24 protein-coding genes and 1 riboswitch are annotated in these 26,992 nt (G+C 72.9%); of the genes, 7 read left to right on the top strand and 17 right to left on the bottom strand.

The window, feature by feature from the left end; genetic code table 11:
* Window positions 1–87: 87 nt before the first annotated feature.
* Entirely contained in the window at window positions 88–3,705 is a 3,618-nt protein-coding gene (locus AB0B14_RS33140) for a hypothetical protein (RefSeq protein WP_357525977.1), read from the top strand.
* A gap of 27 nt (window positions 3,706–3,732) precedes the next feature.
* Here the strand turns inward: AB0B14_RS33140 and AB0B14_RS33145 are convergent, their stop codons facing one another.
* The 7 genes from AB0B14_RS33145 to AB0B14_RS33175 form a co-directional block, all read right to left on the bottom strand.
* Window positions 3,733–4,518 (bottom strand): hypothetical protein, encoded by a 786-nt coding sequence (locus tag AB0B14_RS33145; RefSeq protein WP_357073060.1) that lies wholly within the window; start codon window positions 4,516–4,518, stop codon window positions 3,733–3,735.
* A 23-nt stretch (window positions 4,519–4,541) separates the two neighbouring features.
* Window positions 4,542–5,414: a PspA/IM30 family protein gene (locus AB0B14_RS33150; protein WP_357073063.1), complete on the bottom strand. Its 873-nt coding sequence runs from the start codon at window positions 5,412–5,414 to the stop codon at window positions 4,542–4,544.
* 200 nt (window positions 5,415–5,614) lie between these two features.
* Window positions 5,615–6,049: a helix-turn-helix transcriptional regulator gene (locus tag AB0B14_RS33155; protein ID WP_357073066.1), complete on the bottom strand. Its 435-nt coding sequence runs from the start codon at window positions 6,047–6,049 to the stop codon at window positions 5,615–5,617.
* 268 nt (window positions 6,050–6,317) lie between these two features.
* Window positions 6,318–6,878: a CinA family protein gene (locus AB0B14_RS33160; RefSeq protein WP_357073069.1), complete on the bottom strand. Its 561-nt coding sequence runs from the start codon at window positions 6,876–6,878 to the stop codon at window positions 6,318–6,320.
* Window positions 6,879–7,006: 128 nt separating this feature from the next.
* Window positions 7,007–7,597: a CDP-diacylglycerol--glycerol-3-phosphate 3-phosphatidyltransferase gene (gene pgsA / locus AB0B14_RS33165; protein ID WP_357073072.1), complete on the bottom strand. Its 591-nt coding sequence runs from the start codon at window positions 7,595–7,597 to the stop codon at window positions 7,007–7,009.
* Between the two features lie 77 nt (window positions 7,598–7,674).
* On the bottom strand, window positions 7,675–9,183 hold the full coding sequence (gene rimO / locus AB0B14_RS33170) for a 30S ribosomal protein S12 methylthiotransferase RimO (protein WP_357525979.1): 1,509 nt from the start codon (window positions 9,181–9,183) through the stop codon (window positions 7,675–7,677).
* Window positions 9,184–9,286: 103 nt separating this feature from the next.
* Window positions 9,287–10,210 carry an ornithine cyclodeaminase family protein gene (locus AB0B14_RS33175; RefSeq protein WP_357525981.1) on the bottom strand — a complete coding sequence of 308 codons (924 nt, stop codon included), beginning with the start codon at window positions 10,208–10,210 and terminating at the stop codon, window positions 9,287–9,289.
* A gap of 114 nt (window positions 10,211–10,324) precedes the next feature.
* Window positions 10,325–10,389, top strand: a riboswitch (guanidine-III (ykkC-III) riboswitch).
* A 61-nt stretch (window positions 10,390–10,450) separates the two neighbouring features.
* Here AB0B14_RS33175 and AB0B14_RS33180 point away from each other — a divergent pair.
* Together AB0B14_RS33180 and AB0B14_RS33185 are read left to right on the top strand one after the other, a co-directional pair.
* Window positions 10,451–10,765, top strand: coding sequence for an SMR family transporter (locus AB0B14_RS33180; protein ID WP_357525983.1), 315 nt, complete (start codon window positions 10,451–10,453; stop codon window positions 10,763–10,765).
* Between the two features lie 82 nt (window positions 10,766–10,847).
* Window positions 10,848–11,090 carry a hypothetical protein gene (locus AB0B14_RS33185; protein WP_357073084.1) on the top strand — a complete coding sequence of 81 codons (243 nt, stop codon included), beginning with the start codon at window positions 10,848–10,850 and terminating at the stop codon, window positions 11,088–11,090.
* 131 nt (window positions 11,091–11,221) lie between these two features.
* Here the strand turns inward: AB0B14_RS33185 and AB0B14_RS33190 are convergent, their stop codons facing one another.
* A complete protein-coding gene (locus AB0B14_RS33190) occupies window positions 11,222–13,678 on the bottom strand; it encodes a DNA translocase FtsK 4TM domain-containing protein (RefSeq protein ID WP_357525985.1) in 2,457 nt (818 codons plus the stop codon).
* 113 nt (window positions 13,679–13,791) lie between these two features.
* Here AB0B14_RS33190 and AB0B14_RS33195 point away from each other — a divergent pair, with 113 nt between their 5' ends.
* Both AB0B14_RS33195 and AB0B14_RS33200 read left to right on the top strand, forming a co-directional pair.
* Window positions 13,792–14,271, top strand: a complete 480-nt coding sequence (locus tag AB0B14_RS33195) for a YbjN domain-containing protein (RefSeq protein WP_357525987.1) — start codon at window positions 13,792–13,794, stop codon at window positions 14,269–14,271.
* An 80-nt stretch (window positions 14,272–14,351) separates the two neighbouring features.
* Window positions 14,352–16,010, top strand: a complete 1,659-nt coding sequence (locus tag AB0B14_RS33200; protein WP_357526010.1) for a YbjN domain-containing protein — start codon at window positions 14,352–14,354, stop codon at window positions 16,008–16,010.
* 63 nt (window positions 16,011–16,073) lie between these two features.
* Here the strand turns inward: AB0B14_RS33200 and AB0B14_RS33205 are convergent, their stop codons facing one another.
* The 5 genes from AB0B14_RS33205 to AB0B14_RS33225 form a co-directional block, all read right to left on the bottom strand.
* A complete protein-coding gene (locus tag AB0B14_RS33205; protein ID WP_357073093.1) occupies window positions 16,074–17,762 on the bottom strand; it encodes a ribonuclease J in 1,689 nt (562 codons plus the stop codon).
* A 52-nt stretch (window positions 17,763–17,814) separates the two neighbouring features.
* On the bottom strand, window positions 17,815–18,741 hold the full coding sequence (dapA, locus tag AB0B14_RS33210) for a 4-hydroxy-tetrahydrodipicolinate synthase (RefSeq protein WP_357073096.1): 927 nt from the start codon (window positions 18,739–18,741) through the stop codon (window positions 17,815–17,817).
* Window positions 18,742–18,788: 47 nt separating this feature from the next.
* Window positions 18,789–19,529, bottom strand: a complete 741-nt coding sequence (gene thyX / locus AB0B14_RS33215) for an FAD-dependent thymidylate synthase (RefSeq protein WP_357526012.1) — start codon at window positions 19,527–19,529, stop codon at window positions 18,789–18,791.
* A gap of 211 nt (window positions 19,530–19,740) precedes the next feature.
* Window positions 19,741–20,262 carry a DUF2752 domain-containing protein gene (locus AB0B14_RS33220; RefSeq protein ID WP_357073282.1) on the bottom strand — a complete coding sequence of 174 codons (522 nt, stop codon included), beginning with the start codon at window positions 20,260–20,262 and terminating at the stop codon, window positions 19,741–19,743.
* A gap of 64 nt (window positions 20,263–20,326) precedes the next feature.
* On the bottom strand, window positions 20,327–21,556 hold the full coding sequence (locus AB0B14_RS33225; protein ID WP_357525989.1) for a crosslink repair DNA glycosylase YcaQ family protein: 1,230 nt from the start codon (window positions 21,554–21,556) through the stop codon (window positions 20,327–20,329).
* Between the two features lie 79 nt (window positions 21,557–21,635).
* Between AB0B14_RS33225 and AB0B14_RS33230 the strand changes: the two genes are divergently transcribed.
* Entirely contained in the window at window positions 21,636–22,187 is a 552-nt protein-coding gene (locus AB0B14_RS33230) for a GNAT family N-acetyltransferase (protein WP_357073102.1), read from the top strand.
* On the opposite strand, the gene AB0B14_RS33235 is transcribed toward AB0B14_RS33230, so the two are convergent.
* A complete protein-coding gene (locus AB0B14_RS33235; RefSeq protein WP_357073105.1) occupies window positions 22,086–23,360 on the bottom strand; it encodes a glycosyltransferase family 87 protein in 1,275 nt (424 codons plus the stop codon). The genes AB0B14_RS33230 and AB0B14_RS33235 overlap by 102 nt on opposite strands.
* 35 nt (window positions 23,361–23,395) lie before the next feature.
* Between AB0B14_RS33235 and AB0B14_RS33240 the strand changes: the two genes are divergently transcribed.
* Entirely contained in the window at window positions 23,396–23,980 is a 585-nt protein-coding gene (locus AB0B14_RS33240; protein WP_357525991.1) for a GNAT family N-acetyltransferase, read from the top strand.
* A 160-nt stretch (window positions 23,981–24,140) separates the two neighbouring features.
* On the opposite strand, the gene AB0B14_RS33245 is transcribed toward AB0B14_RS33240, so the two are convergent.
* From AB0B14_RS33245 to AB0B14_RS33255, 3 genes are all read right to left on the bottom strand, one after another.
* Window positions 24,141–24,611: a GNAT family N-acetyltransferase gene (locus AB0B14_RS33245; RefSeq protein WP_357525993.1), complete on the bottom strand. Its 471-nt coding sequence runs from the start codon at window positions 24,609–24,611 to the stop codon at window positions 24,141–24,143.
* Window positions 24,612–24,732: 121 nt separating this feature from the next.
* A complete protein-coding gene (gene dapB / locus AB0B14_RS33250; protein ID WP_357525995.1) occupies window positions 24,733–25,485 on the bottom strand; it encodes a 4-hydroxy-tetrahydrodipicolinate reductase in 753 nt (250 codons plus the stop codon).
* Between the two features lie 108 nt (window positions 25,486–25,593).
* Window positions 25,594–26,991, bottom strand: coding sequence for a pitrilysin family protein (locus AB0B14_RS33255; protein WP_357073117.1), 1,398 nt, complete (start codon window positions 26,989–26,991; stop codon window positions 25,594–25,596).
* Window position 26,992: the final 1 nt, after the last annotated feature.

Consider the following 26,992-nt stretch of genomic DNA (forward strand, 5'->3'; position numbering starts at 1 on the left):
TGCGATTGAGTGCTCACCGATCGTCAGCAGAGCGCCGAGGCAGCCACGCCGGGGTGGCGACTCTCGCGCTCCGACCCGGGGAGAGTCATGGCGCTGTTCCGCAGACTCCGCTCCACCTTCTTCGAACGGGCCACCCGTGCCACCGACGGCCACGTCAACGGCCGGACGGCGTCCGTGCCGGCCGCGCGTACCGCCGTGGAGACCGCCCCGGCGCCGAGCCTGGACCCGGCCGTGGTGCCCCGCTGCTTCGGCCCGGTGCCGAACTTCGCCCACAGCCCCCGCCCGACGCGCGACGCCGACGGGCGGGTGGTGCCCGGGACCGGACTGCGCAAGTTCGTGGACCCACTGCCCATCCCGGGCCAGTGGGCCGGCAGCGACCTCGGCGGCCACCTGCCGGTGGCCGTGCCGGACACGATCAGCTATCCGGGGTGCGACTACTACGAGATCGGCGTGCAGGAGTACGCGCAGCGGCTGCACCGGGATCTCCCCGCCACCCGGCTGCGCGGCTACCGGCAGCTCAATCCGGGCACCGACTCGACGGGCCACAACACGGTGGCACCCCCGGGGCGGCCCTGGCACCTCGGTCCGATGATCCTCGCCCGTCGGGGCCGACCGGTCCGGGTGAAGTTCATCAACCAACTCCCCACCGGCCGGGCCGGTGAGTTGTTCCTGCCGGTCGACGACACGATCGAGGGGGCTGGCCTCGGCCCGCTGGACGGGCCCGCCCCGTTCCCGCAGAACCGCGCGGTGCTGCACCTGGCCGGGGCACAGACCGGCTGGACCAGCGCCGGCAACCCGGGGCAGTGGATCACTCCGGCCGGGGAGATCACCCCGTACCCGAACGGTGTGGGGGTGACCCACGTGCCGGACATGCCGGCGCCGGGTGCCGGTGCCACCACCCTGTACTACCCGAACGAGCAGAGCGGCCGGCTGCTGTGGTGGCACGACAACACCCTCGGCCTGGCCCGGCTCACCGTCTACGGCGGGCAACTCGCCCTCTACCTGCTCACCGACCCGGCCGAGGACCAGCTCGTCGCCGACGGGGTGCTGCCGGGCGACCAACTGCCGCTGGTGATCGAGGACAAGACGTTCGTGCCGGACGACGCCCAACTCGCCACCGAGGACCCGACCTGGGACCGGGACCGCTGGGGTGCCCGGGGAAGCCTCTGGCACCCGCACGTCTACCAGCCGCGGCAGAACCCGTACCGGTCCGACGGGCGCAACCCCACTGGCCGGTGGGACTACGGCCCCTGGTCGCGCGACCCCGCACCGGACGACACCCGTACCGACGGCTGGGTCGCCAACCCGCACCACGACCCGGTCGACGCGCCGGACGAACCGCCGTCGCGCCCCGGCGTGCCGCACCCGTCCGCCGTCCCCGAGGCGTACGGCGACACCCCGCTCGTCAACGGCGTCGCCTACCCGTACCTGGAGGTGGCGCCGCGCGCGTACCGGTTCCGGATCCTCAACGCCTGCCTGGACCGCAGCCTCAACCTCCAGCTCTACCGGGCCTGCTCCGACGCGGCCATGTGGGCGGCCGACGGCACGCTCGCCGACGCCGAAGCCGGGGAGGTGCCGATGGTGCCCGCCGTGCGGGCGGCGGACCGGCCGACGGGGTGGCCCACCGACGGGCGCGACGGCGGTGTGCCGGACCCCCGCGCCGCCGGCCCGGAGTTCGTCCAGATCGGCAACGAGGCCGGGCTGCTGCCCGCCCCGGTGGTGCTGCCGAACCGACCGGTCGGCTACCGCTACGACCGGCTCGACCCGACCGTGCTCAACGTCGACGGGCACACCCTGCTGCTCGCCCCGGGTGAGCGGGCCGATGTGCTTGTCGACTTCGCCGCCGTGCCGCCGGGCAGCACGCTGATCATGTACAACGACGCCCCGGCGCCGCTGCCCGGCTTCGACCCCCGCTACGACCAGCACACCGACGCCCCGGACCGGACGGCCGAGGGTGGGCCGCCGGGCACCGAACCGGGGTACGGCCCGAACACCCGCACCCTGCTCCAGTTCCGGGTCACCGGGACGCCCGCCCCGCCGTACGACCTGGGTCGGCTGCGCGACCGGCTGCCCGGGGCGTACGCGGCCAGCCAACGCCCGCCGATCGTGCCGCAACCGGCGTACGATCCGGCGTTCGGCACCCGCACCGCGTCGACGACCACCGTTCCGGTGCACGCCACCTCGGTGACGATCACACCGACGGCCGGCGCGGACCCGGTGACACTGCCGATCGCGGTCAAGGCCGCACAGCGGGTCTTCGAGCCCGACCACGGCCGACTGACCGGCCGACTCGGCGTCGGGCACCCGCACGCCGGGCCGCTCGACCCGCCGGCCCTCCCCCTCGGTCCGACCGACCCGGTCACCGAGGTGCTCTTCGCCACCGACCCCGCCGTGCCGGTGGGCAGCGCGACCGACGGCACCCAGCTCTGGCGGATCAGCGGCGACGTGCGGCAGACCGAACCGCTGCATTTCGGGGGCTGCGACGTGCAGGTGGTCAACCGGGTCGGTTGGGACGGCACGCTGCGGTTCCCGCACCCCACCGAGCTGGGTTGGAAGCAGATCGTCCGGGTCAACCCCCGCGAGGACGTGGTGGTGGCGCTGCGCCCGGTCGCCCCGACGCTGCCGTTCAAGCTGGGCGACAGCGTCCGGCTGCTCGACCCGGGCCGGCCGGCCGGTGCCCGGACCGGGTCGACCCCGATCAGCCCGGTAGACGGGCGACCTGCCACCGTGGTCAACCACCTGGTGAACCTCGGCTGGGAGTACCGCTGGCACAGCCAACTCGCCGGCCACCGCGACGGCGGGATGACCCGACCACTGGTGCTGCGGGTGACGCCGAAGGCACCGACCGGGCTGACCGCCACACCGGTGCCGGGCTCGGCCACCGCACTACCCGCGATCGGGCTGGCCTGGACCAGCAACGGCGGCCGGCCACGGGCCACCAGTCATCTGCTGCAACGGGCCACCGACGCGACATTCGACGGCGAGGTCACCACGATCACCGTCGCGGCGGCCGCCACCCGGTACACGGACGCGTCAGTAACCCCCGGCGTGACCTACCACTACCGGATCCGGGCGGAGAACGCGGTCAGCTACTCGTCCTGGTCGAACGGCGTACCCGCCGCGGTGCACCTGGCCGCGCCGAGCGGACTGGTCGCCACACTGCCGCCCGCCGCGCCGCTGCGCGTGGCCCTGCGCTGGACGAACCGCTCGTTCGCCACCGGCATCGACGTGCAGCGGGCCACCAACCCGACGTTCACCAGCGGGCCGGGCACCACGGCGATTGGTGCCGGCGACAACCACCTGGACGTCACGATCGCGCCGGACACCACCTACTACTACCGGGTACGGACCACGTATCTGGGTGCCGCCTCGGCCTGGTCGACTGTCGCCACGGTGACCTCCCCGCCCGCGCCGGGCACCCCGAACGAGGTGCGCGCCACCGCCAGCGCACCGGGGCCGGACACCGCGACGGTGATTCTGGCCTGGGCGGCGAGCACCCCCGCCGGCCCGGGGTCCGGGTTCATCGTGCAGCGGGCCCTGGACCCGGCGTTCGACCGGGAGGTGGCCACCTTCACCGTGACCGGGCGTGGCTTCAGCAACACGGGACTGGCCCGGGGCGTGACCTACCACTACCGGATCCGGTCGTTCAACGTCGTGGGCAGTTCGCCGTACACCGGCCCGGTCCTGGTCACGACGCCACCGTGACCCGCCGGTGGGCGCGGTGCGGGTCGCTCAGCGGGTCGGCGCGCGCAGCGGGGTGCCGACGGTACGCAGCTCGGCCAGGGCCCCGGCCACCCCGTGCAACAGGTCGGTCGCCTCGGTGAGCCGGTCCGCGGCCGGGTGGGTGGGCTCCGGTCGGGCGTCCTCGGCGAGATAACCGGCGGCGGCCACCACCAGCCGTTCGTAGGCCGCGACGCCACCCTCCAACTGGGCGGTCAGCACGCCGTGCGCGTCGGCCAGCGGTGGACGGGCGTCGGCCGGCGCCAGCCGCAACGCCCGTTCGACGCTGGCCACCCGGGCGGCCAGGTCACGCAGCGACCGGTCGGCGGCGGCGGCCTCCAGCACCGCCGGCTCGGCCAGCCCGGTGAGCCGGGGGGCCATGCCGGCCAGGGTGAGCGCCGCCCGGTCGAGTCGGGCCCACTGCTCGCCCGCACTGGTGCCGCGCAGGGCGATCCGGGAGCGGACCCGGCGAACCTCGGCGAGCACCCCCGGCCCGACCGGCAGCCGCTCGACGGCAGCGATCAGCCGGGCTCGGGACCGGGCTGCCGCCTCCGCGGGGTCGAGCGCGGGAGGTGCCGGCTGGGCGGCCAGGGCGCGCACGTCGATCCAACGCCAGGCGGCGAGTGCCACCGCACTGCCCGCGGCGCCGGCCCAGGCCGCGTCGGGCAGACCAAGGCCGGCGTACGGGGTCAGCACCGCCGCCGCGCCGCCGAGCCCACCGGCCAGCACACTCCACCGTCGGGCGGACCGGCGAAGCCGACCCAGTTTGCGGAAGTACCGCGTCCGCTCGTCTGCCACCCTGACCTCCTCGGTCCGGTCGTTCAGCCGGCGGCGGTCGGGTCGCCGGTGCCCCGCTCACGAGCCATGCTGGCGCGCAGCTCGTCCAGGCGGGCGGCGGCCGTCGGGTCGGTGGCCGGGCCGGCCTTCTCGGCCTGCGGCACGGCCGGTCGTTGCCCGGCGCCGCCGAGCTGCTCCCCCGCCATGCTGGACCGGATCTGCTCCAGCCGGGCCGAGCCGGCCGAGTCGATCGTCGCCTTCTGGATCTCCAACATCCGACCCTCGACGGAGTTGCCCGCCAGCTCGGCGCGACCCATCGCGTTGGCGTAGCGCCGTTCGATGCGGTCGCGCACCTCGTCCAGCGACGGGGTGTTGGTGGGCGCGGTCAACGACGACATCGACTCCAGCGAGCGGGCCACCGTCTCCTGCATCTTGGCCTGCTCCAGCTGGCTGAGCAGCTTGGTGCGCTCGGCGAGCTTCTGCTGGAGGATCATCGAGTTGTTCTCGACCGCGCGGCGGGCCTGGGCGGCGGCACCCAGCGCCTGGTCGTGCAGGGTCTTCAGGTCTTCGGTGGCCTGCTCGGCGGAGACCAACTGGGTGGCCAGGGTCTGCGCCGACTGCTCGAACCGCGCCGCCTCGGCCTCGTCACCCTTGGCCCGGGCCTGGTCGGACAGCACCAGGGCCTGCCGGGCGTTGCCCTGCAACCGCTCGACCTCGGTCATCTGCCGGGACAGCTTCATCTCCAGCTGACGCTGGTTGCCGATCACCGCGGCGGCCTGCTGGACCAGCGCCTGGTGCTGCCGCTGGGCATCCTCGATGGCCTGCTGGATCTGCACCTTGGGATCGGCATGCTCGTCGATCTTCGCACCGAAGAGTGCCATCAGGTAGTTCCAACCCTTGACGAACGGGCTCGCCATCTCCGCGGTATCCCCTCAGTAGCGTAGCTCCACCACGGCCGGCCGGGCCCGATGGGCCAACCGACCACCACCGCCGGTCTCCATCGTCCCAGCCGGACGCCAACGAGGCATCCGTACCGGGCGGTCGACAGCACCGGCAGCTCCTGTGGGCCACCCTACGCGGCCGGAGCCAGCCCACCCATGGTCAACGGACCACGGTCTCAGGCGGCGCAGACCACGTCCCGGTCGCGCTCGGTCGGGCGGACGCGGGTGCTGCGCAGCGTGGCCTTGAGCGGCGAGTCCTGACGGACCGAGACGGCGACCTTGCCATCGGAGGTGACCTGACGGACACCCCGGCCGGTGCTCTTGGCCGCGGCCTCGGCCGACTCGTCCTGCATCGAGACGAGGACCTCGGGCATCTGCTCGGCGAGCGCCACGGTGTCGCTCACCTCACGCAGAAGCTCGGACAGTCGGGCACCGAGGGCGTCGCAGATCGCGGCGAGCAGCTCGCTGGACGGCTCCTTGTGCCCCCGCTCGATCTCGGAGAGGTAGCCGAGGCTGACGTTGGCGGCGGTGGAGACCTCACGCAGCGTGCGCTGCTGGCCCTGCCGGCGCGCCCGCAGTGCGTCACCGATCACCCGGCGTAGCAGGATCATCGCACCTCCCCCTGAGGGATACCTCGCGCCCGGCGCTGGGCGGCCGGCCGCGGCGGACCGCGCCGACCCCGAAACGTCGGAGCCTTCCCGCAACCGTACCCGTTACGAGCCCCGCCGACATCCCGCCCCGCCCGTCGGATCGCCGAGACGGACTCACTTCGCGCGGCACCGACCGCTCCCAGCCGCCCCGGATGCCCCGGATGTCCCCCGGCCAACTCGCGGGCAGCGCGGCTTGCGCGGTGTCGGCGGCGTGGATCGGATCTCCCGGCTAACTCGCGGGCAGCGCGGCGTGCGCGGTGTCGGCGGCGTGGATTTGGTCGGCGAGCAGCCGCAGCGCCTCGACCACCGCCGCGGCGCGGACGTGGTCCCGACCGCCGTCCAGGTCGAGCTGTCGGACCTCGGCGCCGTTCGGGCCGGCGACCGCGACGTAGACCAGGCCGACGGGTTTGCCGTCCTGCGGTTCCGGGCCGGCGACGCCGGTGGTGGCCACTGCCCAGTCCGCGCCGCAGCGCTGGCGGCCACCCGCGGCGAGGGCCGCCGCCACGTCCGGGTCCACCGGCCCCCGCTCGGACAGCAGGTCGGCGGGGACCCCGGCCAGGGTGCCCTTCAACTCGGTGGCGTAGACCACGAGGCCGCCCCGGTAGATCCCGCTGACCCCGGCGATGTCCACGATCGATGCGGCCAACAGCCCACCGGTGAGTGATTCGACGGTGGCCAGGGTCTCGTGCCGCTGGGCGAGTCGGTGCACGACTCCGGCTGCCGCACTACCCGCCTCGGCATCGTCCGCCACACCATCCGCCGGCCGTTCCAGACCCGTGTCCCGCTGCATCAACCCATCCTCCCCCAACCCCCCTTCCCCAACCCCACCCACCCAATCGCGTTGATCATGGGGTTATAGCCGCGACACGCCGCTCCGAATGGCAATAACCTCATGATCAACGAAGCGGGGGTGGGGGGTCAGCGGGGGCGGCGGAGGCGGAGGGCTTGGGCTATGTAGTCGAAGCCGGTGGCGACCGTGACCAGGACGGCGGCGGCCATGATCCACGGGCCGACGGCGGCGAGGGCGGCCGGCATCGGCCAGAGGTACCAGGCGATGGCGAGGATCTGGAGCGCGGTCTTGACCTTGCCGCCTCGGCTGGCGGCGATCACGCCGTGCCGGATCACCCAGAACCGCAGCCCGGTGATGCCCAGCTCGCGGACGAGGATCAGCGCGGTCACCCACCAGGGCAGCCGGTCATACCAGGACAGCAGCACCAGCGCGGCCCCGGTGAGGGCCTTGTCGGCAATCGGGTCGGCCACCTTGCCGACCGAGGTGACAAGCCCGAACCGGCGGGCGATCCAACCGTCCACCAGGTCGGTCGCCGACGCCACCGCGAAGATCAGGCACGCCGCCATCCGCCAGCCGGAGTGGGTCATCCCGGACATGACCACCGAGGCGGCGAAGACCGGCACCAGCGCCAGCCGCAGGGCGGTCAGCGCGTTGGCCGCGTTGACGACGGGCACCACGGCGACCACCCGGGCCGGAGTCGACTCCGTCGCCCCGGTCACCGCCGCACTCCGCTCGGGCCGCCGTGGCGTTCCCGGCACCGCACCACTGGGCTCCCCCGCTCCGCCTGGGCCCACCGTCACCGTGCCGCGCCGGGCGCCGCCGAGATCATCTCATCCGGCACCGCCAGCAGGTCGACCCCTTCGGTGCCGGTCACCGTCGCGCGTACCAGATCACCCGGTCGCAACGCGGCGAGGTCGACCCCACCCTCGGCCGGGGCGACCAGGGTGGTGGAACCGTCCACCTCCGGCGCCTGGTGCGCCGCCCGACCCTCCACCAGGCCGTCCGCGATCGAGTCGACGAGCACCTCGACAGTCGAGCCGAGCCGGTCCTCGGCCCGCTGCGAGCACAGCTCGTCGGCGAGCGCGCTGAGCCGGTCGTAGCGCCGCTTGATCGTCGCGGCGGAGACCTTGCCCGGCAGGCCGGCGGCCTCGGTGCCGTCCTCGTCGCTGTAGTCGAACATCCCGATCGCGTCCAGCCGGGCCTCGGTCAGGAACCGGACCAGCTCGTCGACGTCGGCGCGGGTCTCGCCGGGGAAACCGACGATGAAGTTGCTCCGGGCGCCCGCGTCCGGGGCCAACGCGCGGGCACCGGCGAGCAGCTCCAGGAACCGGTCGGTGGAGCCGAAACGCCGCATCCGGCGCAGCACCGGCTCGCTGGAGTGCTGGAACGACAGGTCGAAGTACGCGGCCACGCCCGGGGTGTTGGCGATCGCCTCGACCAGGCCGGGTCGGGTCTCGGCCGGCTGGAGGTAGCTGGCCCGCACCCGGACGATGCCGGTCACCGCGGCGAGCTGCGGCAGCAGCTTCTCCAAAGCCCGGGGATCGCCGAGGTCCTTGCCGTACGAGGTGGAGTTCTCACTGACCAGCACCAACTCCCGGACGCCGGTCTTGGCCAGCCACTCCGCCTCGGCGAGCAGCTCGTCCGGCGTACGCGAGACGAACGCCCCACGGAAGGCGGGGATGGCACAGAACGCGCAGCGCCTGTCGCAACCGCTGGCCAGCTTCAGCGAGGCCACCGGGCCGGTGTCCAGTCGGCGGCGCAGCACCTGGCGCAGGTGTGCGGGGGTGTGCTCGTCGGTGTCGACGACGGTGCGGCTCACCGTGCCGTGCCCGGGCAGCGACACCTTGCTGTCGCGGCGCTGCACCGGGGTCAACGGCAGCAGCTCACGCCGGTCCCGGGGGGTGTGCGCGGTGATCTGCTCGCCGGCGACGACGGCGTTCAGCCGGGCGGCGATGTCCGGGTAGTCGTCGAAACTCAGCACCGCCTGCGCCTCGGGCAGACTGTCGGCCAACTCACGGCCGTACCGCTCGGCCATGCAGCCGGCCGCGACCACCTTGGCGCCGGTCCCGGCGGCGGCGAGCAGCGTCTGGATGGAATCCTGCTTGGCCTTCTCCACGAAACCGCAGGTGTTGACGACCACCACGTCGGCGCCCTCGCCGTCGGTGGTCACCTGCCAGCCGTCGGCGTGCAGCCGCGCGGCCAGCTCCTCCGAGTCGACCTCGTTGCGGGCGCAGCCCAGGGTGAGCAGGGCGACGCGACGGCCCTCGGCGTGGTCAGAAGGAGAAGGAGAGGTGGCAGACACCATCCGAGGGTACCGGGCCGGCCGGGGAAGCCCACGCACGCGGGGCTTCGGCGACGGCCGGGCACGCGCGGGACGCCGCATCGGTGTGCTCGGTTTCCGGCGGCGGTCAGCGCGCCACGGCGCCGATGCGGGTCAGCGCATCGAGCAGGAACACCTCGGTGCCGGCCAGGCCGGTGGAGCAGAAGACCGAGATCTGGTCCGTGGTGGTCCGGCCGGGGACCGCGCCGGCCAGGATGCCACCCAGGTCCCGCAACCGCCCGGCGTACGGGGGTGTGGCCGCGAGCATCGGCGGCTGGTAGTCCGCCGCCTGGGCTGGCGAGTCGGTGACCAGCAGTTCGGCGGCGTCCAGCAGGTCGGTGCCGAACTCGCTGCGGTCCCGCTGCTTGAAGCCGACCGCGTTGAGGTGCGTGCCGGGGCTGAGATCGGCGGCGCGGAGCACCGGGGTCGGGCTGGTGGTCGCGAGCACCACGATGTCCCGCCCGGTGACGGCCGAGCCCGGGTCGGCCACCGTGCGGGCCGGCACACCCAGCTCGGCGCGGATCCGGGCGGCGAGGGCGTCCCGCCGCGCCGCGGAGCGGCTGTGCACCACCACCTCACGGAGGGAGCGCACGGCGGCGGTCGCCCAGACCTGGGTCCAGGCCTGCCGGCCGGAGCCGATCACGCCGAGGGTGGCCGCGTCCGGACGGGCCAGGGCGTCGACCGCCAGGGCACCCAACCCTCCGGTACGACGGGAACCCAGCTCCTCGCCCACCGCCACCGCCCGGATCGCCCCGGTGCCCGCGTCGTGCAGCACCACCACCTGCTCGCCCTGCGGGTGGCCGAAGGTGTCGTAGGAGCGAAAGCCGTACCACTCGCCGACCAGGTGCCCCGCGGTGAGCACCAGCCGCCCACCGCCCAGCGGGGCGGCGGCCCGGGGCGGGGCCACGAGGCGTCCCTCGTACGCGGCCAGGAGGGCGGCACGCATGGCGTCGACCGTGGTGGCGGCGTCCAGTGCGGCGGCGACCTCACGGTCGGCATAGATCAGCGTCATGGCCGTCATTCTGCAAGTTAGAGTCAAGTTCAGGTCAATCCGGGGTGGCCGGAGTCACTGGGCCCTCGACACCCGACCCGTCCACCCCGGCGGTCGGCCGGTGCTAGCGTCGGCCTCGGTGGCCCGTGGCCACCCCGGACGAGTGGTGGGCGTACCCGGTGAGGCCAAGACGCCCCGCGACGAGCAGACCCCGACTCGTCCCGGCGCCGGCGGCCCGGGCACTCCCGTGTGAGGTGGACGATGGCCTGGCTGGTGCTGGTGATCTCTGGACTGCTGGAGACGGCCTGGGCGGTGGCCCTCGACCGCAGCGCCGGCTTCAGCCGGCTGGGCCCGTCCGTGGTGTTCGCGGTGACGCTGGCCCTGAGCATGGCCGGGCTGGCGTACGCGCTGCGCGAGATCCCGGTCGGCACCGGTTACGCGGTCTGGGTCGGCATCGGCGCGGTCGGCACCGCGCTGGTCGGGATGCTGGCGCTCGGCGAGTCGGCGAGCCTGCCCCGGATCCTGTGCCTACTGCTGGTGGTCGCCGGCGTGATCGGCCTGAAAATCTTCCACTGAGGAGTCACCTCGGCAGGCGTGGTCACGACCCACAGTGGGTAGTGATCGATTCGTCACGACAGGCTCTCACCCGGAGGACGACATGGCCGACCTGCCCAGCACCGCCCGCCCCCGCGCCAACGCCGCCCGCATCCTCACCATCGTGGGCTTCGTCTTCGCGGTTCTCGCCCTGCTCATCTCCCCGATCATCTTCGGCGTGCTCGGCATCGTCGCGGGCATCGTCGGCGCGGTGCTGGGTGACAAGCCCCTGGGCTGGTACGCCGCGGCGGCCAGCGTTGTCGGCGCGATCATCGGCACCATCATCGCCGCCGCGTTGCTCAACTGAACGCTTCCCGAGTCACGGGCCCGCCGGATTCCGGCGGGCCCGTGGCGTTTTACTGGGCCCGCCGCGTTTCCCCGGGCCCGCCGCGTTTCCTCGGGTCGTTCGCGATTCCCCGGGTCGCGTCGTCCCGCCGGTCAGTCCACGTCGCCGCGCAGGCCGACCAGGACCTCGTCCAGCTCGTCCGGCTTGACCAGCACGTCACGCGCCTTCGACCCCTCGGACGGCCCGACCACTCCGCGGGTCTCCATCAGGTCCATCAGGCGGCCCGCCTTCGCGAAACCGACACGCAGCTTGCGCTGGAGCATCGACGTCGAGCCGAACTGCGAGGTCACCACCAACTCCACCGCCTGCACCAACAGGTCCAGGTCGTCGCCGATGTCCTCGTCGGTCTTCTTCTTGGTCTCCTGCGCGGGGGCCAGCACGTCCTTGCGGAACTCCGGCTCGCGCTGGTCCTTGCAGAACTTCACGACATCGGCGATCTCCCGCTCGGTGACCCAGGCACCCTGGATGCGGACCGGCTTGGAGGCCCCCATCGGCAGGAAGAGCCCGTCACCGCGGCCGAGCAGCTTCTCCGCGCCCGGCTGGTCGAGGATGACCCGGGAGTCGGCGAGGGAGGAGGTGGCGAACGCCAACCGGGACGGCACGTTCGCCTTGATCAGACCGGTCACCACGTCGACCGAGGGGCGTTGGGTGGCCAGGACCAGGTGGATGCCGGCCGCGCGGGCCAACTGGGTGATCCGGACGACGGAGTCCTCCACGTCGCGGGGCGCGACCATCATGAGGTCGGCCAGCTCGTCCACGATCACCAACAGGTACGGGTACGGGCGCATCTCCCGTTCACTGCCCGGCGGTGCCTTGATCTCGCCGTTGCGGACCTTGCGGTTGAAGTCGTCGATGTGCCGGACCCCGTTGGCGGCGAGGTCGTCGTAGCGCATGTCCATCTCGCGGACCACCCAGTCCAGCGAGTCGGCCGCCTTCTTCGCGTTCGTCACGATCGGGGTGACCAGGTGCGGGATGCCCTCGTAGCCGGTCATCTCGACCCGCTTCGGGTCGATCAGCAGCAGGCGTACCTCGTCCGGGGTGGCCCGGGTGAGGACGGAGACCAGCAGGGTGTTGAGGCAGCTCGATTTTCCGGCGCCGGTGGCCCCGGCAATCAAAATGTGAGGCATCTTCGCGAGGTTGGCCACCACGTAGCCGCCCTCGATGTCCTTGCCGAGCGCCACCACCATCGGGTGGTGGTCACTCGTCGCCGCGCGTGAGCGCAGCACGTCGCCGAGGGCGACGTTCTCCGGGTCGGTGTTCGGGATCTCCACGCCGACCGCGCTCTTGCCCGGGATCGGGCTGAGGATCCGTACGTCCGGCGACTTCACCGCGTACGCGATGTTGCGGGAGAGCTGGGTGATCCGCTCGACCTTGACGCCGTGGCCCAGCTCGACCTCGTACCGGGTGACCGTCGGGCCACGGGTGAAGCCGGTGACCGCGGCGTCCACGTCGAACTGGTCGAACACGCCGGTCAGCGCGGCGATCACCTCGTCGTTGGCCTTGCTGCGGGTCTTCGCGGCGGCACCGGCGCTGAGCATGTTGGCCGGCGGCAGCGTGTAGTCCCCGGCCAGCCCGGTCAACGCGAGCTGCTCGGCCCGGGTCGGCGCGGGCGAGTGCTCCGGCGGCTCGACCGGCGGCCGGCGGCTCGCCGGCACCTTCGCCGGGGCCTTGCGCGGCAACACCATGGTCTCCTGGAGGTCCGCGCCGTCCAGATCCTCGAAGTCGTCCGGGTCGAGCGGCGGCGGCGTCCGCTTCGCCGGTCGCCTCCGCGCCGGCTTCGCGGCCGGAACGTCTTCTTCCTCGTCGGTCTCCGGTGCGGCGACCAACCCACCGGCGAGCAGGCCCAGGCGCTCCGGGATCTTGTTGATCGGTGTCGCGGTCACCACCAGCAGACCGAAGAGCAGCAGCAGGACCAGCAGCGGCACCGCCACCCAGGCGGTGACCGCGCGCTCCAGCAGCCCGCCGATGCCCGCGCCGACCAGGCCACCCGCGAAGTCCCGCTGGAGCGGGTTGGCCGGGGCCTGCCCGATGTGCAGCAGCGCGGCGGTCGAGACGAGCAGTGAACTCCAGCCGATCAGGCCGCGGCCCCGGTGCTCCGGATCGGCGGGCTGACGCATCAACCGCCACGCCCCGATCATCAACAGCACCGGTACGACCACCGAGATCGCACCCAGGAACAGCCGGATCGTGTCGGCCAGTCGCGTGCCCACCGGGCCCGCTCCGGAAAGCCAGAGTGCCACGGCGGTGAGCAGGGCGAAGCCGAACATCAGCAGCCCGGCGCCGTCGCGGCGGTGCTCCGGGTCCAGGTCGCGGGCGGAGGCGGCCTGCCGACCGGCGGCCCGCACCGCCCAACCCATCCCGTGGGCCACGCCCATCCACAGTGCGCCCACCGCACGACCCACGTAGACGGCCGCGCCGGGCCGTGCCGGCGCGGTACGACGCCGGACCGGTGCCCGGGTCTTCTTCGCCGGTTGACGGGCACGACTGTTGGTGCCACCGCGCGGCGACGCGCCGCGCCGCCGGCTCGCCTGAGAGGTACGGCCCGCCATAGAGTCACGGTAACGGTGGGGCCGGGCAGATCCCCGCTTTTCCGGGCCGTGTCCGCGCGTCGAAACACGGACCCCGCCGCCGGTCGTGATATCCGCCTCAGAAGGGATGCCCCATGGCGTCGCCGGAAACCGAGGGCGATCCAGATGATCCGCTGGCCGGGCACCCGGGCGCGCTGCGCCCACTGACCGGTGAACTGGTCGCCGCGGTGCTCGCCGCCCGCGGCCGGTCCGTCGGCCTGACCGTGGCCGGCGAGTTGGTGGGCCACTTCGACGACAACACGATCTGGTTCCTCCGCCTCGGCGGGGACGGCGAGCTGCTCCAGGTCCGCACGATGGTGACTCCCACCTTCGGCATCGAGCAGGTGCCCGCCCTGTACGCGTTCTGCAACTCCTGGAACCACGACCGGCTCTGGCCCAAGGCGTTCGTGCACGTCGACGACGACGGTCGGGCTCGGGTCTACGGCGAGGTGGTCACCGACCTGGAACGCGGGGTCACCCCGCACCAACTCGACCAACTGCTCGACTGTGGCATCTCCACCGGCTGCCAGCTCGCCGTGGCCGTCCGTCGGCTGCCCGGCGCGGTGCCGTCGTGACCGGCCGGGACGAGTTCACCGGCAGTCACACCGACCGGGCCGGCGAGGCCGGCAGTCCGGCCCCCCTCCGACGGCCGCCCGTGCAGCGCGACCCGACGCTGGTGAGCGCGCTCGCCGACGCACGGGACCTGCCCGACGGGCCGGCCCGGCTGCTGGCCCTCGAACGGCTCGCCGAGCGGGCCGACGCGTCCGGGGACCTGCGGTCCGCCCTGGACGCCCGGTTCGCGCTGATCGAGGCGTACCTGTTGCACGGCGAGCGGTGGCGGCTGGTCGAGCCGGTACGCCGGTGTCGAGCCGCCGCCGACTACCGGCCCGAGCTGCTCACCGAGGACGAGGCTGCCCTGCTGCTGCGCCTACAGCGGTACGCCGTGGAGGCGCTGCTCGGCACCCCTCGGGTGGGGCTGGACCAGACCCGGTCCCTCCTGGACGACCTGGCCCACCGGATCGGGGCGGACGGCCCCGAGGCGGCGACCGTCGCGGAGCTGCGCTGCCGGATCGCCGACCACCTCGGCGACGAGCCCACCGCCCGGCACTGGTACCAGCGGTGGGCGGGCACGGTCGGCGGACCGTCCGGCGGCTGCCCCGGTTGCGCCCCGGCCCGCCGCGCCGAGCTGCTCGCCGGCTGGGGGGAATGGCGCGCCGCGCTGGCCGAGCTGCGGGAGCCCACCGACGACCCGCTGGGTTGCACCGACCAGCCCGAGCGGGCGCTGGTGGCCGGGCTGCTCCCCGCACTGCGCGTCGGCGAGGCCGAACGGGCCGCGGTGGCGCACGTGCGGGCGTACCGGCGGCACCGACGCGAGCGCGGGGCCTTTCCCCACCTCGCCGCACACCTGCGGTTCTGCGCCCTCGGCGGGCACCTGGAACGCGGGCTGAGCATTCTGGCCGAGCAGCTACCCCGGTTGGACCGGCCCACCGACGACCTCGCCGCGATGGAGTTCGCCGCCGCCGGGGCGCTGGTCTGCGCGGTGGCCGTCGAGGCCGGGCTCGGCCTGCGCACGGTGCCCCGCCCGGCGTACGGTGGCCGGCCGGCCACCCACCTGGACGTGGCCACCCTCGGCGCACTGCTGCTCGCGATGGTCAACGAGCTGGCCGGCAGCTTCGACGCCCGCAACGGCACCGGCCACCACTCCGGCCGGATGGCCGCCTGGCTCGCCGAGCGCCCGCTGGCGGCTCCGGTGCCCCTGCCCGCCGACGACGGAGCCGGCGACGACGAGCCCGCCGACGACGGAGCCGGCGACGACAGTTCCGGCGACGTTGGATCCGGCGACGGCGGTTTCGGGGACGTCGGATCCGGCGGTGCGGCGCGCGACTCCGAGACCGCCACCGACGAGCGAGAGCTGGTGACGCTCACCGTCGACCTCATCACGGCCGCCCTGGATCGCCGCGGGGACCGGTACGTCGTGGAGGAGGGCGACCGGGTGGTCGGCCGGTGGGACGGGGTGGTGATCCAGTTCCGCCGGGCCGGCGAACGCGGCGAGGTGCTGCACGCCCGGGCCATGGCCACCCGGCGGCTGCCGGCGACCCGCCGCGCCGAGGCGTACGCCTTCTGCAACGCCTGGAACCACGACCGGCTGCTGCCCAAGGCGTACGCGCACGATCTCGGCGGCGAGTTGGTGCTGGCCGGCGACGTGGCCACCGACCTGACCCACGGGGTGGCCCCGGCGCAGCTCACGGTGCTGGTGGACGCCGCCATCACCACCGGCGTCGCCTACGCCGAGGCGGTCACCGCGCTGCCCTGACACCCCGGGCGCGGCGACGCCGGCCCACTCCGAACGGAGTGGACCGGCGTCAGCGGGACAAACTCAGACCTCGACGACGGTGGGCACGATCATCGGGCGACGACGGTACTTGTCGTTGACCCACCGCCCCACGGTCCGGCGGACGATCTGCTGGAGCTGGTGCGGGTCGGTGATGCCGTCCGCCGCGGCCCGGTTGAGCGCCTCGGTGACAAGCGGGACCACCGGGTTGAACGCCTCCGGGTCCTCCGAGAATCCCTTCGCGGACAACGTGGGGCCGGCGACCACCTTGCCGGTGACCGAGTCGACGACCACGGTGGTGGCGATGAAGCCGCCGTCACCGAGGATCCGCCGCTCGGTGAGCAGCGACTCACTGACGTCACCGACGGCGAGGCCGTCCACGTAGACGTACCGGCTCTTCACGTGCCCGACCAGGCTGGCGCGGCCCTCGACCAGGTCGACGACGTCGCCGTCCTCGCAGATCACCACCCGGTCGGCGGCGACCCCGGACTCGATGCCGAGTCGGGCGTGGGCGCGCAGGTGGCGCCACTCGCCGTGCACCGGCATCAGGTTGCTGGGCCGGACCACGTTGAGCAGGTAGAGCAGCTCCCCGGCGGGGGCGTGCCCGGAGACGTGCACCTTGGCCACGTCCTTGTGCACGACGACCGCGCCCGCCCGCGCCAGGCGGTTGATCACCCGGTAGACCGAGGTCTCGTTGCCCGGCACGAGCGAGGACGCCAGCACGACTGTGTCGCCGGGCGCGATGGTGATGTGCCGGTGGTCGCCGCTGGCCATCCGGCCCAGCGCGCTCATCGGCTCACCCTGCGAGCCGGTGGACATCAGCACGATCTCGTCCGGCGGCAACGTGGTCGCCTCGTCGATGCTGACGACCAGGCCATTCGGGATGTTGAGCAGGCCGAGGTCCCGGGCGATGCCCATGTTGCGGACCATGGACCGGCCGATCAGCGCGACCTTGCGGCCGTGCTCCGCGGCGGAGTCGAACACCTGCTGTACGCGGTGCACGTGCGAGGCGAACGAGGCCACGATGATCCGGCCCTTCGCCTTCGCGAAGATCGAGTCGAGCACCGGCCCGATCTCCCGTTCCGGGGTGACGAAGCCGGGGATCTCCGCGTTTGTCGAGTCGGAGAGCAGCAGGTCGACGCCCTCGGCACCGAGCCGGGCGAAACCGGCCAGGTCGGTGATCCGGCCGTCCAGCGGGAGCTGGTCCATCTTGAAGTCGCCGGTGTGCAGCACCAGGCCGGCGGGGGTGCGGATGGCCACCGCGAGGGCGTCCGGGATCGAGTGGTTGACCGCGAAGAACTCACACTCGAACGGGCCGAGCCGCTCCCGGCCGCCCTCCCGCACGGTCAGCGTGTACGGCTGGATCCGCCGCTCGGCCAACTTCGCCTCGACGAGGGCGAGGGTGAACTGTGATCCGACCAGCGGGATGTCGGGTTTGTGGGCGAGCAGGTACGGCACCGCGCCGATGTGGTCCTCGTGGCCGTGGGTCAGCACGATCGCCTGGACGTCGGCGAGCCGGTCCAGGATCGGGCCGAAGTCGGGCAGGATCAGGTCCACGCCCGGTTGCTCGACGTCGGGGAAGAGCACCCCGCAGTCGACGATCAGCAACTTGCCGTCGTATTCGAAGACGGTCATGTTCCGACCGATGGCGCCGAGCCCGCCGAGCGGGATGATCCGCAGGCCACCTTCGGGCAGCGGCGGGGGTAGTTCCGCCTCGATGTGCGCCTCGGTCACTCGTCCACCTCATTCTGCGACGCCGTCACTCGGCGCCCATCGTGTCGTTCGATCATTCGGGCAGCTCCAGGCCCGCTGCCGCGAAGTCCGCGCGCAGCTGGGCGATCTCGTCGTTGGTGGCGTCCACCAGCGGGGGTCGCACCGGGCCGGCCGGCAGACCCAGCGACGCCAGGCCCGCCTTCACCAGGATGGTGCCCTGGGTACGGAAGATGCCGGTGAACAGCGGCAGCAGCCGCCGGTGCAGGGCAAGCGCGGCCGGCATGTCCCCCGCGTCGTACGCCTCGATCATCTGTGCGGTCAGTGCCCCGGTGAAGTGCGTCGAGGTCCCGACCACGCCCACCGAGCCGACGGCCAGCGCCGGCAGGGTGAGGGCGTCCTCGCCGCAGTAGAAGGCGAGGGCGGTCCGGCTGGTCACCCAACTGGTGGCGGTCAGGTCACCCTTGGCGTCCTTGACCGCGACGATCCGGCCGTGCTCGGCGAGCCGGACCAGCGTCTCGGTTTCGATCGGCACACCGGAGCGGTGTGGGATGTCATACACCATCACCGGCAGGCCGGTGGCGTCGGCGACGGCGGTGAAGTGCCGCAGCAGACCGCTCTGCGGTGGCTTGTTGTAGTACGGGGTGACCACCAGCAGACCCTGCGCACCCGCCTTCTCGGCGGCCGAGGACAGCTCGATGGTGTGCCGGGTGTCGTTGGTGCCCACCCCGGCGATGACCTTCGCGCGGTCTCCGACGGCCTCCACCACGGCCCGGATCAGGCGTTCCTTCTCCGCGTCGGTGGTGGTCGGCGACTCGCCGGTGGTGCCGTTGACCACCAGCGCGTCGTTGCCCTGCTCGTCGACCAGGTGGCTCGCCAGCCGGGCGGCGCCGTCGAGGTCGAGCGAGCCGTCGGGGGTGAACGGGCTCACCATGGCCGTGAGAACCCGGCCGAAGGGGCGGGACACCGGTCGGGCCGCGGCGTCGGGGTGGTCGTGCGTCATACCCTCCAACCTAGCGGACGACCAGCCGGGGCCCGCCAGGGAAGGGCTCAGGACGCCTCGTGCGGGCTGGCCGCCACCTCGGTGCCGTCCGGCAGCGTGGAGATCACGAAGTCAGCGAACACGTTCGGGGCGACACCCTGGAGCTGGCGCAGGCACTCCACGGCCAGCTCACGGATCTCCACGTCGGCGTGCTCGGTGGCCCGCATCGCGACGAAGTGCCGCCAGGCCCGGTAGTTGCCGGTGACCACGATCCGGGTCTCGGTGGCGTTGGGCAGCACCGCGCGGGCCGCCTGCCGGGCCTGCTTGCGGCGCAGCGTCGGGTTCGGCTCGTCGGAGAAGCGCTGCTCCAGGCCCTCCAGCAACTCCGTGTACGCCTGAACGCTCGCCTCGGCCGCCGCCACGAACTTCTTGTGCAGCTCCGGGTCGTCGGCGATGACCGCCGGCTCGACCATGGCCGCGTCCCGTTCCGGGACGTAGCGCTGGGACAACTGGGAGTACGAGAAGTGCCGGTGCCGGATCAACTCGTGGGTGAAGGAGCGCGACACCCCGGTGAAGTAGAACGTGACCGAGCCGTGCTCCAGCACCGACAGGTGCCCGACCTCGAGGATGTGCGCCAGGTAGCCGGCGTTGGTGGCGGTCGCCGGGCTCGGCTTCTTCCACGACTGGTAGCAGGCCCGGCCGGCGAACTCGGCGAGCGCCTGGCCACCCTCCGCGTCGGTCGACCACGGCACGTCGTCCGGGGCCGCGAACTGGGTCCACGCGATCAACTTGACCTGGGGCTGCACCATCTCCGGCATTCCAGGGACTGTAGTGGCGCGGCCCCTCCCGGCCCAACTCAGGCACGCCCCCTGCAATGTCGATCACTCCGTCAGCGACGCGGGTGTCCACCCATCCACCGGGTTGATCGACTCGACTTCCTGAAACTCGGGGTGTCCAGGTGGGCCGGTTTCCTGAAAGGCGAGTCGATCATGAGATGGTCGGGCGTGGGCGGCGGCGCGCTCAGACGTAGAGCGAGGTGAACGGTGCCCAGGGCAGGTTGCGCAGCACCGAGAAGGCCAGCCACACACCGAGGAAACCAACGATGACCTTCGAGCTGATCTGCAGCTCCGGCAGCCGCCAACCGAATGCCTGGTTGCCCGCCCAGGCCACGAAGAGGTACGCGAGGAACGGCAACGCGAAGACGAACAGGAAGTGGTGTCGGGCAGCGGCCGGCAGGTCGGCGTGCAGCACGTACCAGAGTGCGCGGGTGCCGCCGCAGCCTGGGCAGTCCAGCCCGGTGGTCAGCTTGAGCAGACAGGTGGGTGCGGCATCCGGGGCGGCGTGGGCCGGATTGCTGAGCAGCGCGTAGCCCATGCCCGCGGCGACGCAGCCGACTGCGGCCAGCGGCACCGCCCAGCGCGGTGAACGCTCGTAGAGGCGCAGCACGAACCGGGTGAGCCGATCCGGCTCCGGCGCTCGGTAACCACCGGGCGGGGTCGTCGGCCAACCAGCCGGACCCACGCTGGCCGCATCGGCCGGCACGGTGTGCACCGCCCCGGGGGCGGGCTGCGGCTGGTCGAACGGACCGGGGACGCTCGTCACGCGCTCACGGTACACCGGGCATGCCGGCCAACGCGGCGGTGAGCGGACCGGCCAGGTCGCCGGCCTGCGGCGGTGCCACCGCGTCCAGGCCGAGCCAGCCGGCGAGCCGGTGCAGCTCGGCGGCGAGGGCCGCCGCGGTCTCCCCCGGGTCGGCGCCGGGTTCGAGCCAGGCGGCCGGCACCAACAGCACCCCGGCCTTGCGGTCGGCCTTCAGGTCGACCCGGGCGGTGAACCGGTCGCCCTGGAGAAACGGCAGCACGTAGTAGCCGTAGACCCGCTGTGGCGCGGGGACGTAGATCTCGATCCGGTAGCTGAAACCGAACAGCCGCTCGGTGCGGGCACGTTCCCAGATCAGCGGGTCGAAGGGGCTGACCAGCGTGTTGCCGCGAATCCAGCGGGGCAGCCGGGCGGACGCGTGCAGCCACGCCGGCTGGCGCCAGCCCGCCACGGTGACCGGCACCAGCTCGCCGGCCTCGGCCAGCTCCGCGACGGCCTGCCGGGCACCGGCCAGCGGCAGCCGGAAGTAGTCGCGCAGCTCCGGCTCGCCGGCCACCCCGAGCGACCGCGCGGCAAGTGCCACAAGCGTGCGGTACGCCTCGGCGTCGGTCGGGGTGGGCGCGGCCAGCACCGCCGCGGGCAGCACCCGCTCGGGCAGGTCGTAGCGGCGGGCGAAGGAGGTGCTGCGCTCCGCGGCGGCCACCTCGCCGGCCCAGAAGAGGAACTCCAACGCCTGCTTGACCGCCGACCAGTTCCACCCCCAGTTGCCGGTTTCCCGGGGCGCGTCGTGCTCGATCTCGGCGGCGGTCAGCGGACCTCGGGCGGCCACCTCGGCACGGACCCACGCGACCAGCTCCGGCTGCTCCTGGGCGATCCGCCGCATGCCGCCCCAGGATTCGCTGTGCGCCCGGGCCATCCGCCAGCGCAGCATCGGATGCAGCTCGACCGGAACCAACGACGCCTCATGACCCCAGTATTCGAACAGCTCCCGCGGGCGCCGGTAGGCGGCCTGGTCGAGCAGTGTGGTCGGGTAGGGCCCGAGCCGGCTGTAGAGCGGCAGGTAGTGCGCGCGTTGCAGCACGTTGACCGAGTCCATCTGGATCAGGTTGACCCGGTCGAGCACCCGACGCAGGTGTCGGCGGGTGGGCACGCCGGCGGGCGGCGGGTCGGCGAAGCCCTGGGCGGCGAGCGCCACCCGGCGAGCCTGGGCGAGCGAGAGTGATTCCGGTGCGGCCATCGTCGGCGACCTTAATTCATCGGTACGACGCCGGTGCGGGAAGTTGGACGGGAGGGCCACCTGGGCATAGAACGGTGCAATGCTGACCATCCGCCGGGAGGAGCCGGACGACGCCGAGGCGGTCGCCCGGGTGCACGTGCACGGCTGGCAGGCGGGCTACGCCGGCTTCATGCCCGACGAGGTGCTCCAGCGACTGAACGTGGCGGCCTGGGCGCAGCGCCGCCGCGACGTGGGCACCGCCGATCCGGAGCATCCGTTCACCACCCTGCTCGGCGAGGTGGACGGGTTGGTCGTCGGCTTCACCACCTTCGGGCCGTACCGCCGCAACCAGGACCGGGACGACCTGGACCCGACGGTCGGCGAGGTGGTGGCGCTGTACGTGGAACCGGCCTGCTGGGGTGACGGCACCGCCGTCGCCCTCCTGTCCGCCGCCCGGGTGGGGCTCGGCGAGCGGGGCTGGACCGAATACCACGCGTGGGTGCTGGCGGACAACCGGCGGGCCCGCCGGTTCGGCGAGCGGGCCGGGCTGTCAGCGGACGGTGAGCGGTCGACCTACCATGTGCCGCTCGCCGGTGGGCAGCCCCCGGTCAGCCTTGTCGAGCTGCGCTACGCCGGACGCCTCGACACCTGACCCGCGCGGGGTCAGCCAGCGGCGGATCGGCAGGAAGGCCAGCAGCGCCAGGCTGATCCACACGTAGGCGTTGCTGCCCAGGAAGCCGCCGACGCCGGTGAAGTCCTTCTCCCAGAACCAGACGGTCCGGCTGATCAGCAGCGCGTACCCGATGGTCGCGGCGACCAGCAGGACGCGCCGGCGGCGGCCGGCCGGCGCGGCCATCGCATTGTCGACGAGCAGGATCAGCGCAGGCAGCAGCCAGACCAGGTGGTGCACCCAGGTGACCGGGCTGACCAGGCACATCACCGCACCGGTCAGCGCCAGGCCGGTCGCCTCGTCACCGGCCGCGACGGCGGCCCGGGACCGCCACGCCCACAGGGCCAGGGTGCCGAGCACGAGCAGCAGCCAGAGCAGGGTGCTCGGGTGCTGCGGGTCGAGCCGGGCGACCACCCCGCGCAACGACTGGTTGGAGACGAAGGCCAACTCGCCCACCCGCCCGGTGTTCCACAGCGCCTCGGTCCAGAACTCCCGGGACGCGTCCGGGAAGAGCGCGCCAGCCAGCAGCGACACCCCGGCGGCCGTGCCGCAGGCGGTGAGAGCCGCCCGCCAGCGCCCGGTCACCAGCAGGTAGACGATGAAGACGCCCGGGGTCAGTTTGATCGCGGTGGCGAGCCCGATGCCCACCCCGGCCCACCGGTTGCCGGCCGGCAACAGCCACAGCAGGTCCACCGCCACCAGGAAGAGCAGCAACGTGTTGACCTGGCCGAAGTTGACGGTCTCCCGCATCGGTTCGAACGCGGCGGCCAGGCAGAGCGCCACAGCGAGCGCGAACCACCGGGTCCAGCCGGCCCGGCGGGCGATCGGGTCGACAAGCCACCAGATCAGCACCGTGGTGCTAACCACGCTGGCGAGCACGCTCACCGCGATCGCGGCCGACCACGGCAGGTACGCCATCGGCAGCATGACCAGCGCGGCGAACGGCGGGTAGGTGAAGCCGTACTGGGTGCCCGGCTTGAGGTAGTCGTAGATCTCCCCGCCGTCGTGCACCCACCAGGTCAACGCGCCGTAGTAGACCTTCAGGTCGAAGAAGCCGTGGCGTACCGCCGCGACGGCGAGGAACGCGGTGACCGCCGCGGCGAGCACCACCACCCCGGCGACCTGCGCGGTCGTCCTCCTGGCACCCTGCGCCACCGTCGCCTCCCTCGCCCTGCGTAGGCTTCCGTCCCATGGCTCTCGGGTACGTCCGCCCGGCGCGTCCTGAGGACGCCGGCGAGATCGCACGCATCCAACTCGCGACCTGGCGGGTCGCGTACCGCCGGATCCTGCCTCGGCACGTGCTCGACAACCTGGACGAGGCGTTCCTCGCCCGGCGGTGGAACGCCGCGGTGCTGGAGCCGCCCTCCGGCGCGCACCGGGTGCTGGTCGCCGTCGAACAGGCCGAGCAATCGTATCTGGTGGGGTTCGCCGCCTCCGGGCCGGCCGACGCGGAGGCGCTGGCCCCGGGCGAGCCGGCCGCGGCGCTCGGCCCGGACGTGGCAGCGGTGACCGATCTGCTGGTGGAGCCGCGCTGGGGTCGGCGTGGGCACGGCAGCCGGCTGCTCGCCGCCGCCGTCGACCTGTGGCGGGAAGACGGCCTGAGCCGGGCGGTGGCGTGGGCGTTCGAGGGCGACGAGGCGACCCGCAAGTTCCTCACCAGCACCGGCTGGGAGCTCGACGGCGCGGCCCGCGCGCTGGACGTGGACGACATGCTGGTCCCCCAGGTACGCCTACACGTGGGCGTCCCGCCCGAAAAGGTCCCAACCGAAGACTGAACCCGCCCCGCCCCCGCCCCGCCCGCCCGCCCGCCCCGCCCCGCCCCGCCCGTCGATCATGGAGTTGTGGTGGGCGAAAGCTCCACGTGGGCCCCTTTTGTGAGGCACCACAACTCCATGATCGACGCAGGCCACGGCAGGGAGTGCAAGATCGCGGGGGTCAGCGGGTTTGTTCGGCGATCACCTCGTCGTCGTCGAGGGCGCCGGTGGGGTGGAAGCCCAGCGCGGTGTACAGGGCGGCGGCCGGGGTGTTGTCCGGGTGGTACGAGAGGCGCACCGGGGGGTTGCCGTCCTGGGCCGCCAGCCAGGGAGCGAGGGTCCGCACCGTCGCCCGGCCGACGCCCCGGGCCTGTTCGGCGGCGTCGATCAGCATTCCGCCGATCCAGTGCGAGCCGTCGTCGTCCACGCCCCACATGACGTGGCCGACGACGGTCTCGTCGGCGTACACCGCGAGCGACGTCCACACCTCGGAACGCAGACTGAGCAGCAGGTAGCGGGCCCCCAGCGCGGCCACGAACCGGCGCTGGTCGTCGCGCGGGGCGACGTCGGCCACCGCACGCCAGTTGTCGTCGTCGACCGGCCGCAGCGTCACTCGCCTCCCGATCCGGTCCAGGTGTCCCTCATCGATCATCCGGCGGATGCTACCCGGCTCGCTCCCGCAGATCGTGGACACTTTCCGTCAGCACGGCCGAACGGAAACTGCCCAAGATCTGCGCTGTGCGGAGACCGGGAGGGGCGGAGGAACGGACCGGTCAGTCGAGCAGGGCGTCCAGGGCGACGGTGAGGCCCGGACGGTTGCGCACCGCGCGGACGGCCAGCAGCACGCCCGGCATGAACGACACCCGGTCGTACGAGTCGTGCCGGATGGTCAGCGTCTCGCCGGTGGTGCCGAACAGCACCTCCTGGTGGGCGACGAGGCCGGTGGCGCGCACCGCGTGCACGCGTACCCCCTCGATGTCGGCACCGCGCGCACCCGACACCTCGTCCTTGGTGGCGTCCGGTACCGGGCCGAGGCCGGCGTCGGCGCGGGCCTGGGCGATCTGCCGGGCGGTGTGGGTGGCGGTGCCGCTCGGGGCGTCCAGCTTGCGCGGGTGGTGCTGCTCGATGATCTCGACGGACTCGAAGTATCGGGCGGCCCGCACGGCGAACTGCATCATCAGCACCGCGCCGATGCCGAAGTTCGGGGCGATGACGACGCCCACCCCGGGCTTGTCGGCCAGCCAGCCGCGCACCTGCTCCAACCGCTGCTCGGTGAAGCCGGTCGTGCCGACCACCGCGTTGATGCCCTGCTCGACGCACCACCGGAGGTTGTCCATGACGACGTCCGGGGTGGTGAAGTCGACCACCACGTCGGCACCGGAGGCGGCGGAGAGGTCGTCGCCCTGGTCGATCGCCGCGACCAGTTCGAGGTCGTCGGCGGCGTCGACAGCCCTGCAGACCTCGATGCCCATCCGGCCCCGGGCACCAAACACGCCGACCCGGGTCTTCTCCTGCTCGTCAGTCACGCGGCACAACCTATCCCAATCGGGGCGCGCCCCTCTGGCCGGATCCGGTGCGCTCCACCGGCCGGGACGCCCCGACGGGGACGCCCCCGCCGCGCCGGGCGGCAGGCCTCAGACGGTGAAGTCGCCCGCGCCGAACGGGCCGACCACGGCCAGCGACATGGGCCGGCTGAGCAGCTCGGCGGCGAGGACGTTCACGTCCTGCACGGTGACCTCGTCGACCCGGCGGAGCAGTTCGTCGACAGGCATCAGGTCGCCGTAGAGCAGCTCACCCTTGGCCAGTCGGCTCATCCGGGAGCCGGTGTCCTCCAGGCCGAGCACGAACGAGCCCTTGCTCATCCCCTTGCCCCGGGCCACCTCGGCCTCGGTCAACCCGTCGGCGGCCACCCGGGCCAGCTCGGCGCGGGTCAGGGCCAGCACCTCGTCCACCTTGCCCGGCGCGCAGCCGGCGTAGACGGCGAACAGGCCGGTGTCGGCGTACTGGCTGGCGTACGAGTAGACCGAGTACGCGAGGCCGCGCTGCTCGCGGATCTCCTGGAAGAGGCGGCTGGACATGCCGCCACCGAGCACGTTGTTGAGCACCCCGAGGGCGAAGCGCCGCTCGTCGAGGCGGTCGATGCCGGGGCAGCCGAGGATGATGTGCGCCTGCTCGGTCTCCTTCGGCTCCACCAGGGTGGTCGCCGGCTTGGTGCGTACCGCCGGGGTGGCCGCGCGGTGCGGCGCCGGCGTGGCCGGGTCGCTGTCCAGCGGAGTGCCCCGCACCGCCTGGCGGACCATCTTGACCACCGCGGCGTGGTCGAGGTTGCCGGCGGCGGCGATGACGATCTGCGGCGCGGTGTAGCGGCCCCGGTAGAAGCTCTGGATCTGCTTGCGGGTCATCGGCGTGACGGTCTCGGCGGTGCCGGAGATCAGCCGACCCAGCGGGTGGTCGCCGTAGACGGCCTGGACGAAGAGGTCGTGCACCTCGTCACCGGGCTCGTCGTCGTGCATGGCGATCTCTTCGAGGATCACGCCGCGCTCGGTCTCGACGTCGGCGGGCTCCAGCAGCGAGTCGGCGACCAGGTCGCACATCACGTCGACCGCGAGCGGCAGGTCCTCGTCGAGCACCCGGGCGTAGTAGCAGGTGTATTCCTTCGTGGTGAACGCGTTCGTCTCACCACCCACCGCCTCGATCTGCGAGGAGATCTCCAGTGCGGTGCGCTTGTGGGTGCCCTTGAAGAGCAGGTGCTCAAGGAAGTGCGCGGCACCGGCCTGCGGGCCGCTCTCGTCCCGCGAGCCGACCGCCACCCAGACACCGAACGAGACACTGCGCATCGTCGGGATCGCCTCGGTGAGGACGCGCAGGCCGCTGGGCAGCACGGTACGTCGTACCGTGCCACCCAGCGGGTCGTCGCTGAGCGTCCGGGTCACCGCGCGGGCGGTGCCGCCGGAGCGGCCCGCCCCATTCCCCGGGGACGCAGCCACCCCCCGTCGATCCGGTGGAAACGGTGCGCTGATGGCCCGACTCACG

The organism is Micromonospora sp. NPDC049171, assembly GCF_040648275.1.
Lineage (GTDB): Bacteria > Actinomycetota > Actinomycetes > Mycobacteriales > Micromonosporaceae > Micromonospora.

Coding starts and splice junctions, on each gene's coding strand:
- AB0B14_RS33140 (WP_357525977.1), top strand. CDS start 88: ATGGCGCTGTTCCGCAGACTCCGCTCCACCTTCTTCGAACGGGCCACC.
- AB0B14_RS33150 (WP_357073063.1), bottom strand. CDS start 5,414: ATGGCGAGCCCGTTCGTCAAGGGTTGGAACTACCTGATGGCACTCTTC.
- AB0B14_RS33155 (WP_357073066.1), bottom strand. CDS start 6,049: ATGATCCTGCTACGCCGGGTGATCGGTGACGCACTGCGGGCGCGCCGG.
- AB0B14_RS33160 (WP_357073069.1), bottom strand. CDS start 6,878: ATGCAGCGGGACACGGGTCTGGAACGGCCGGCGGATGGTGTGGCGGAC.
- rimO (WP_357525979.1), bottom strand. CDS start 9,183: ATGGTGTCTGCCACCTCTCCTTCTCCTTCTGACCACGCCGAGGGCCGT.
- AB0B14_RS33175 (WP_357525981.1), bottom strand. CDS start 10,210: ATGACGCTGATCTATGCCGACCGTGAGGTCGCCGCCGCACTGGACGCC.
- AB0B14_RS33180 (WP_357525983.1), top strand. CDS start 10,451: ATGGCCTGGCTGGTGCTGGTGATCTCTGGACTGCTGGAGACGGCCTGG.
- AB0B14_RS33185 (WP_357073084.1), top strand. CDS start 10,848: ATGGCCGACCTGCCCAGCACCGCCCGCCCCCGCGCCAACGCCGCCCGC.
- AB0B14_RS33190 (WP_357525985.1), bottom strand. CDS start 13,678: ATGGCGGGCCGTACCTCTCAGGCGAGCCGGCGGCGCGGCGCGTCGCCG.
- AB0B14_RS33195 (WP_357525987.1), top strand. CDS start 13,792: ATGGCGTCGCCGGAAACCGAGGGCGATCCAGATGATCCGCTGGCCGGG.
- dapA (WP_357073096.1), bottom strand. CDS start 18,741: ATGACGCACGACCACCCCGACGCCGCGGCCCGACCGGTGTCCCGCCCC.
- thyX (WP_357526012.1), bottom strand. CDS start 19,529: ATGGTGCAGCCCCAGGTCAAGTTGATCGCGTGGACCCAGTTCGCGGCC.
- AB0B14_RS33225 (WP_357525989.1), bottom strand. CDS start 21,556: ATGGCCGCACCGGAATCACTCTCGCTCGCCCAGGCTCGCCGGGTGGCG.
- AB0B14_RS33230 (WP_357073102.1), top strand. CDS start 21,636: ATGCTGACCATCCGCCGGGAGGAGCCGGACGACGCCGAGGCGGTCGCC.
- AB0B14_RS33240 (WP_357525991.1), top strand. CDS start 23,396: ATGGCTCTCGGGTACGTCCGCCCGGCGCGTCCTGAGGACGCCGGCGAG.
- AB0B14_RS33245 (WP_357525993.1), bottom strand. CDS start 24,611: ATGATCGATGAGGGACACCTGGACCGGATCGGGAGGCGAGTGACGCTG.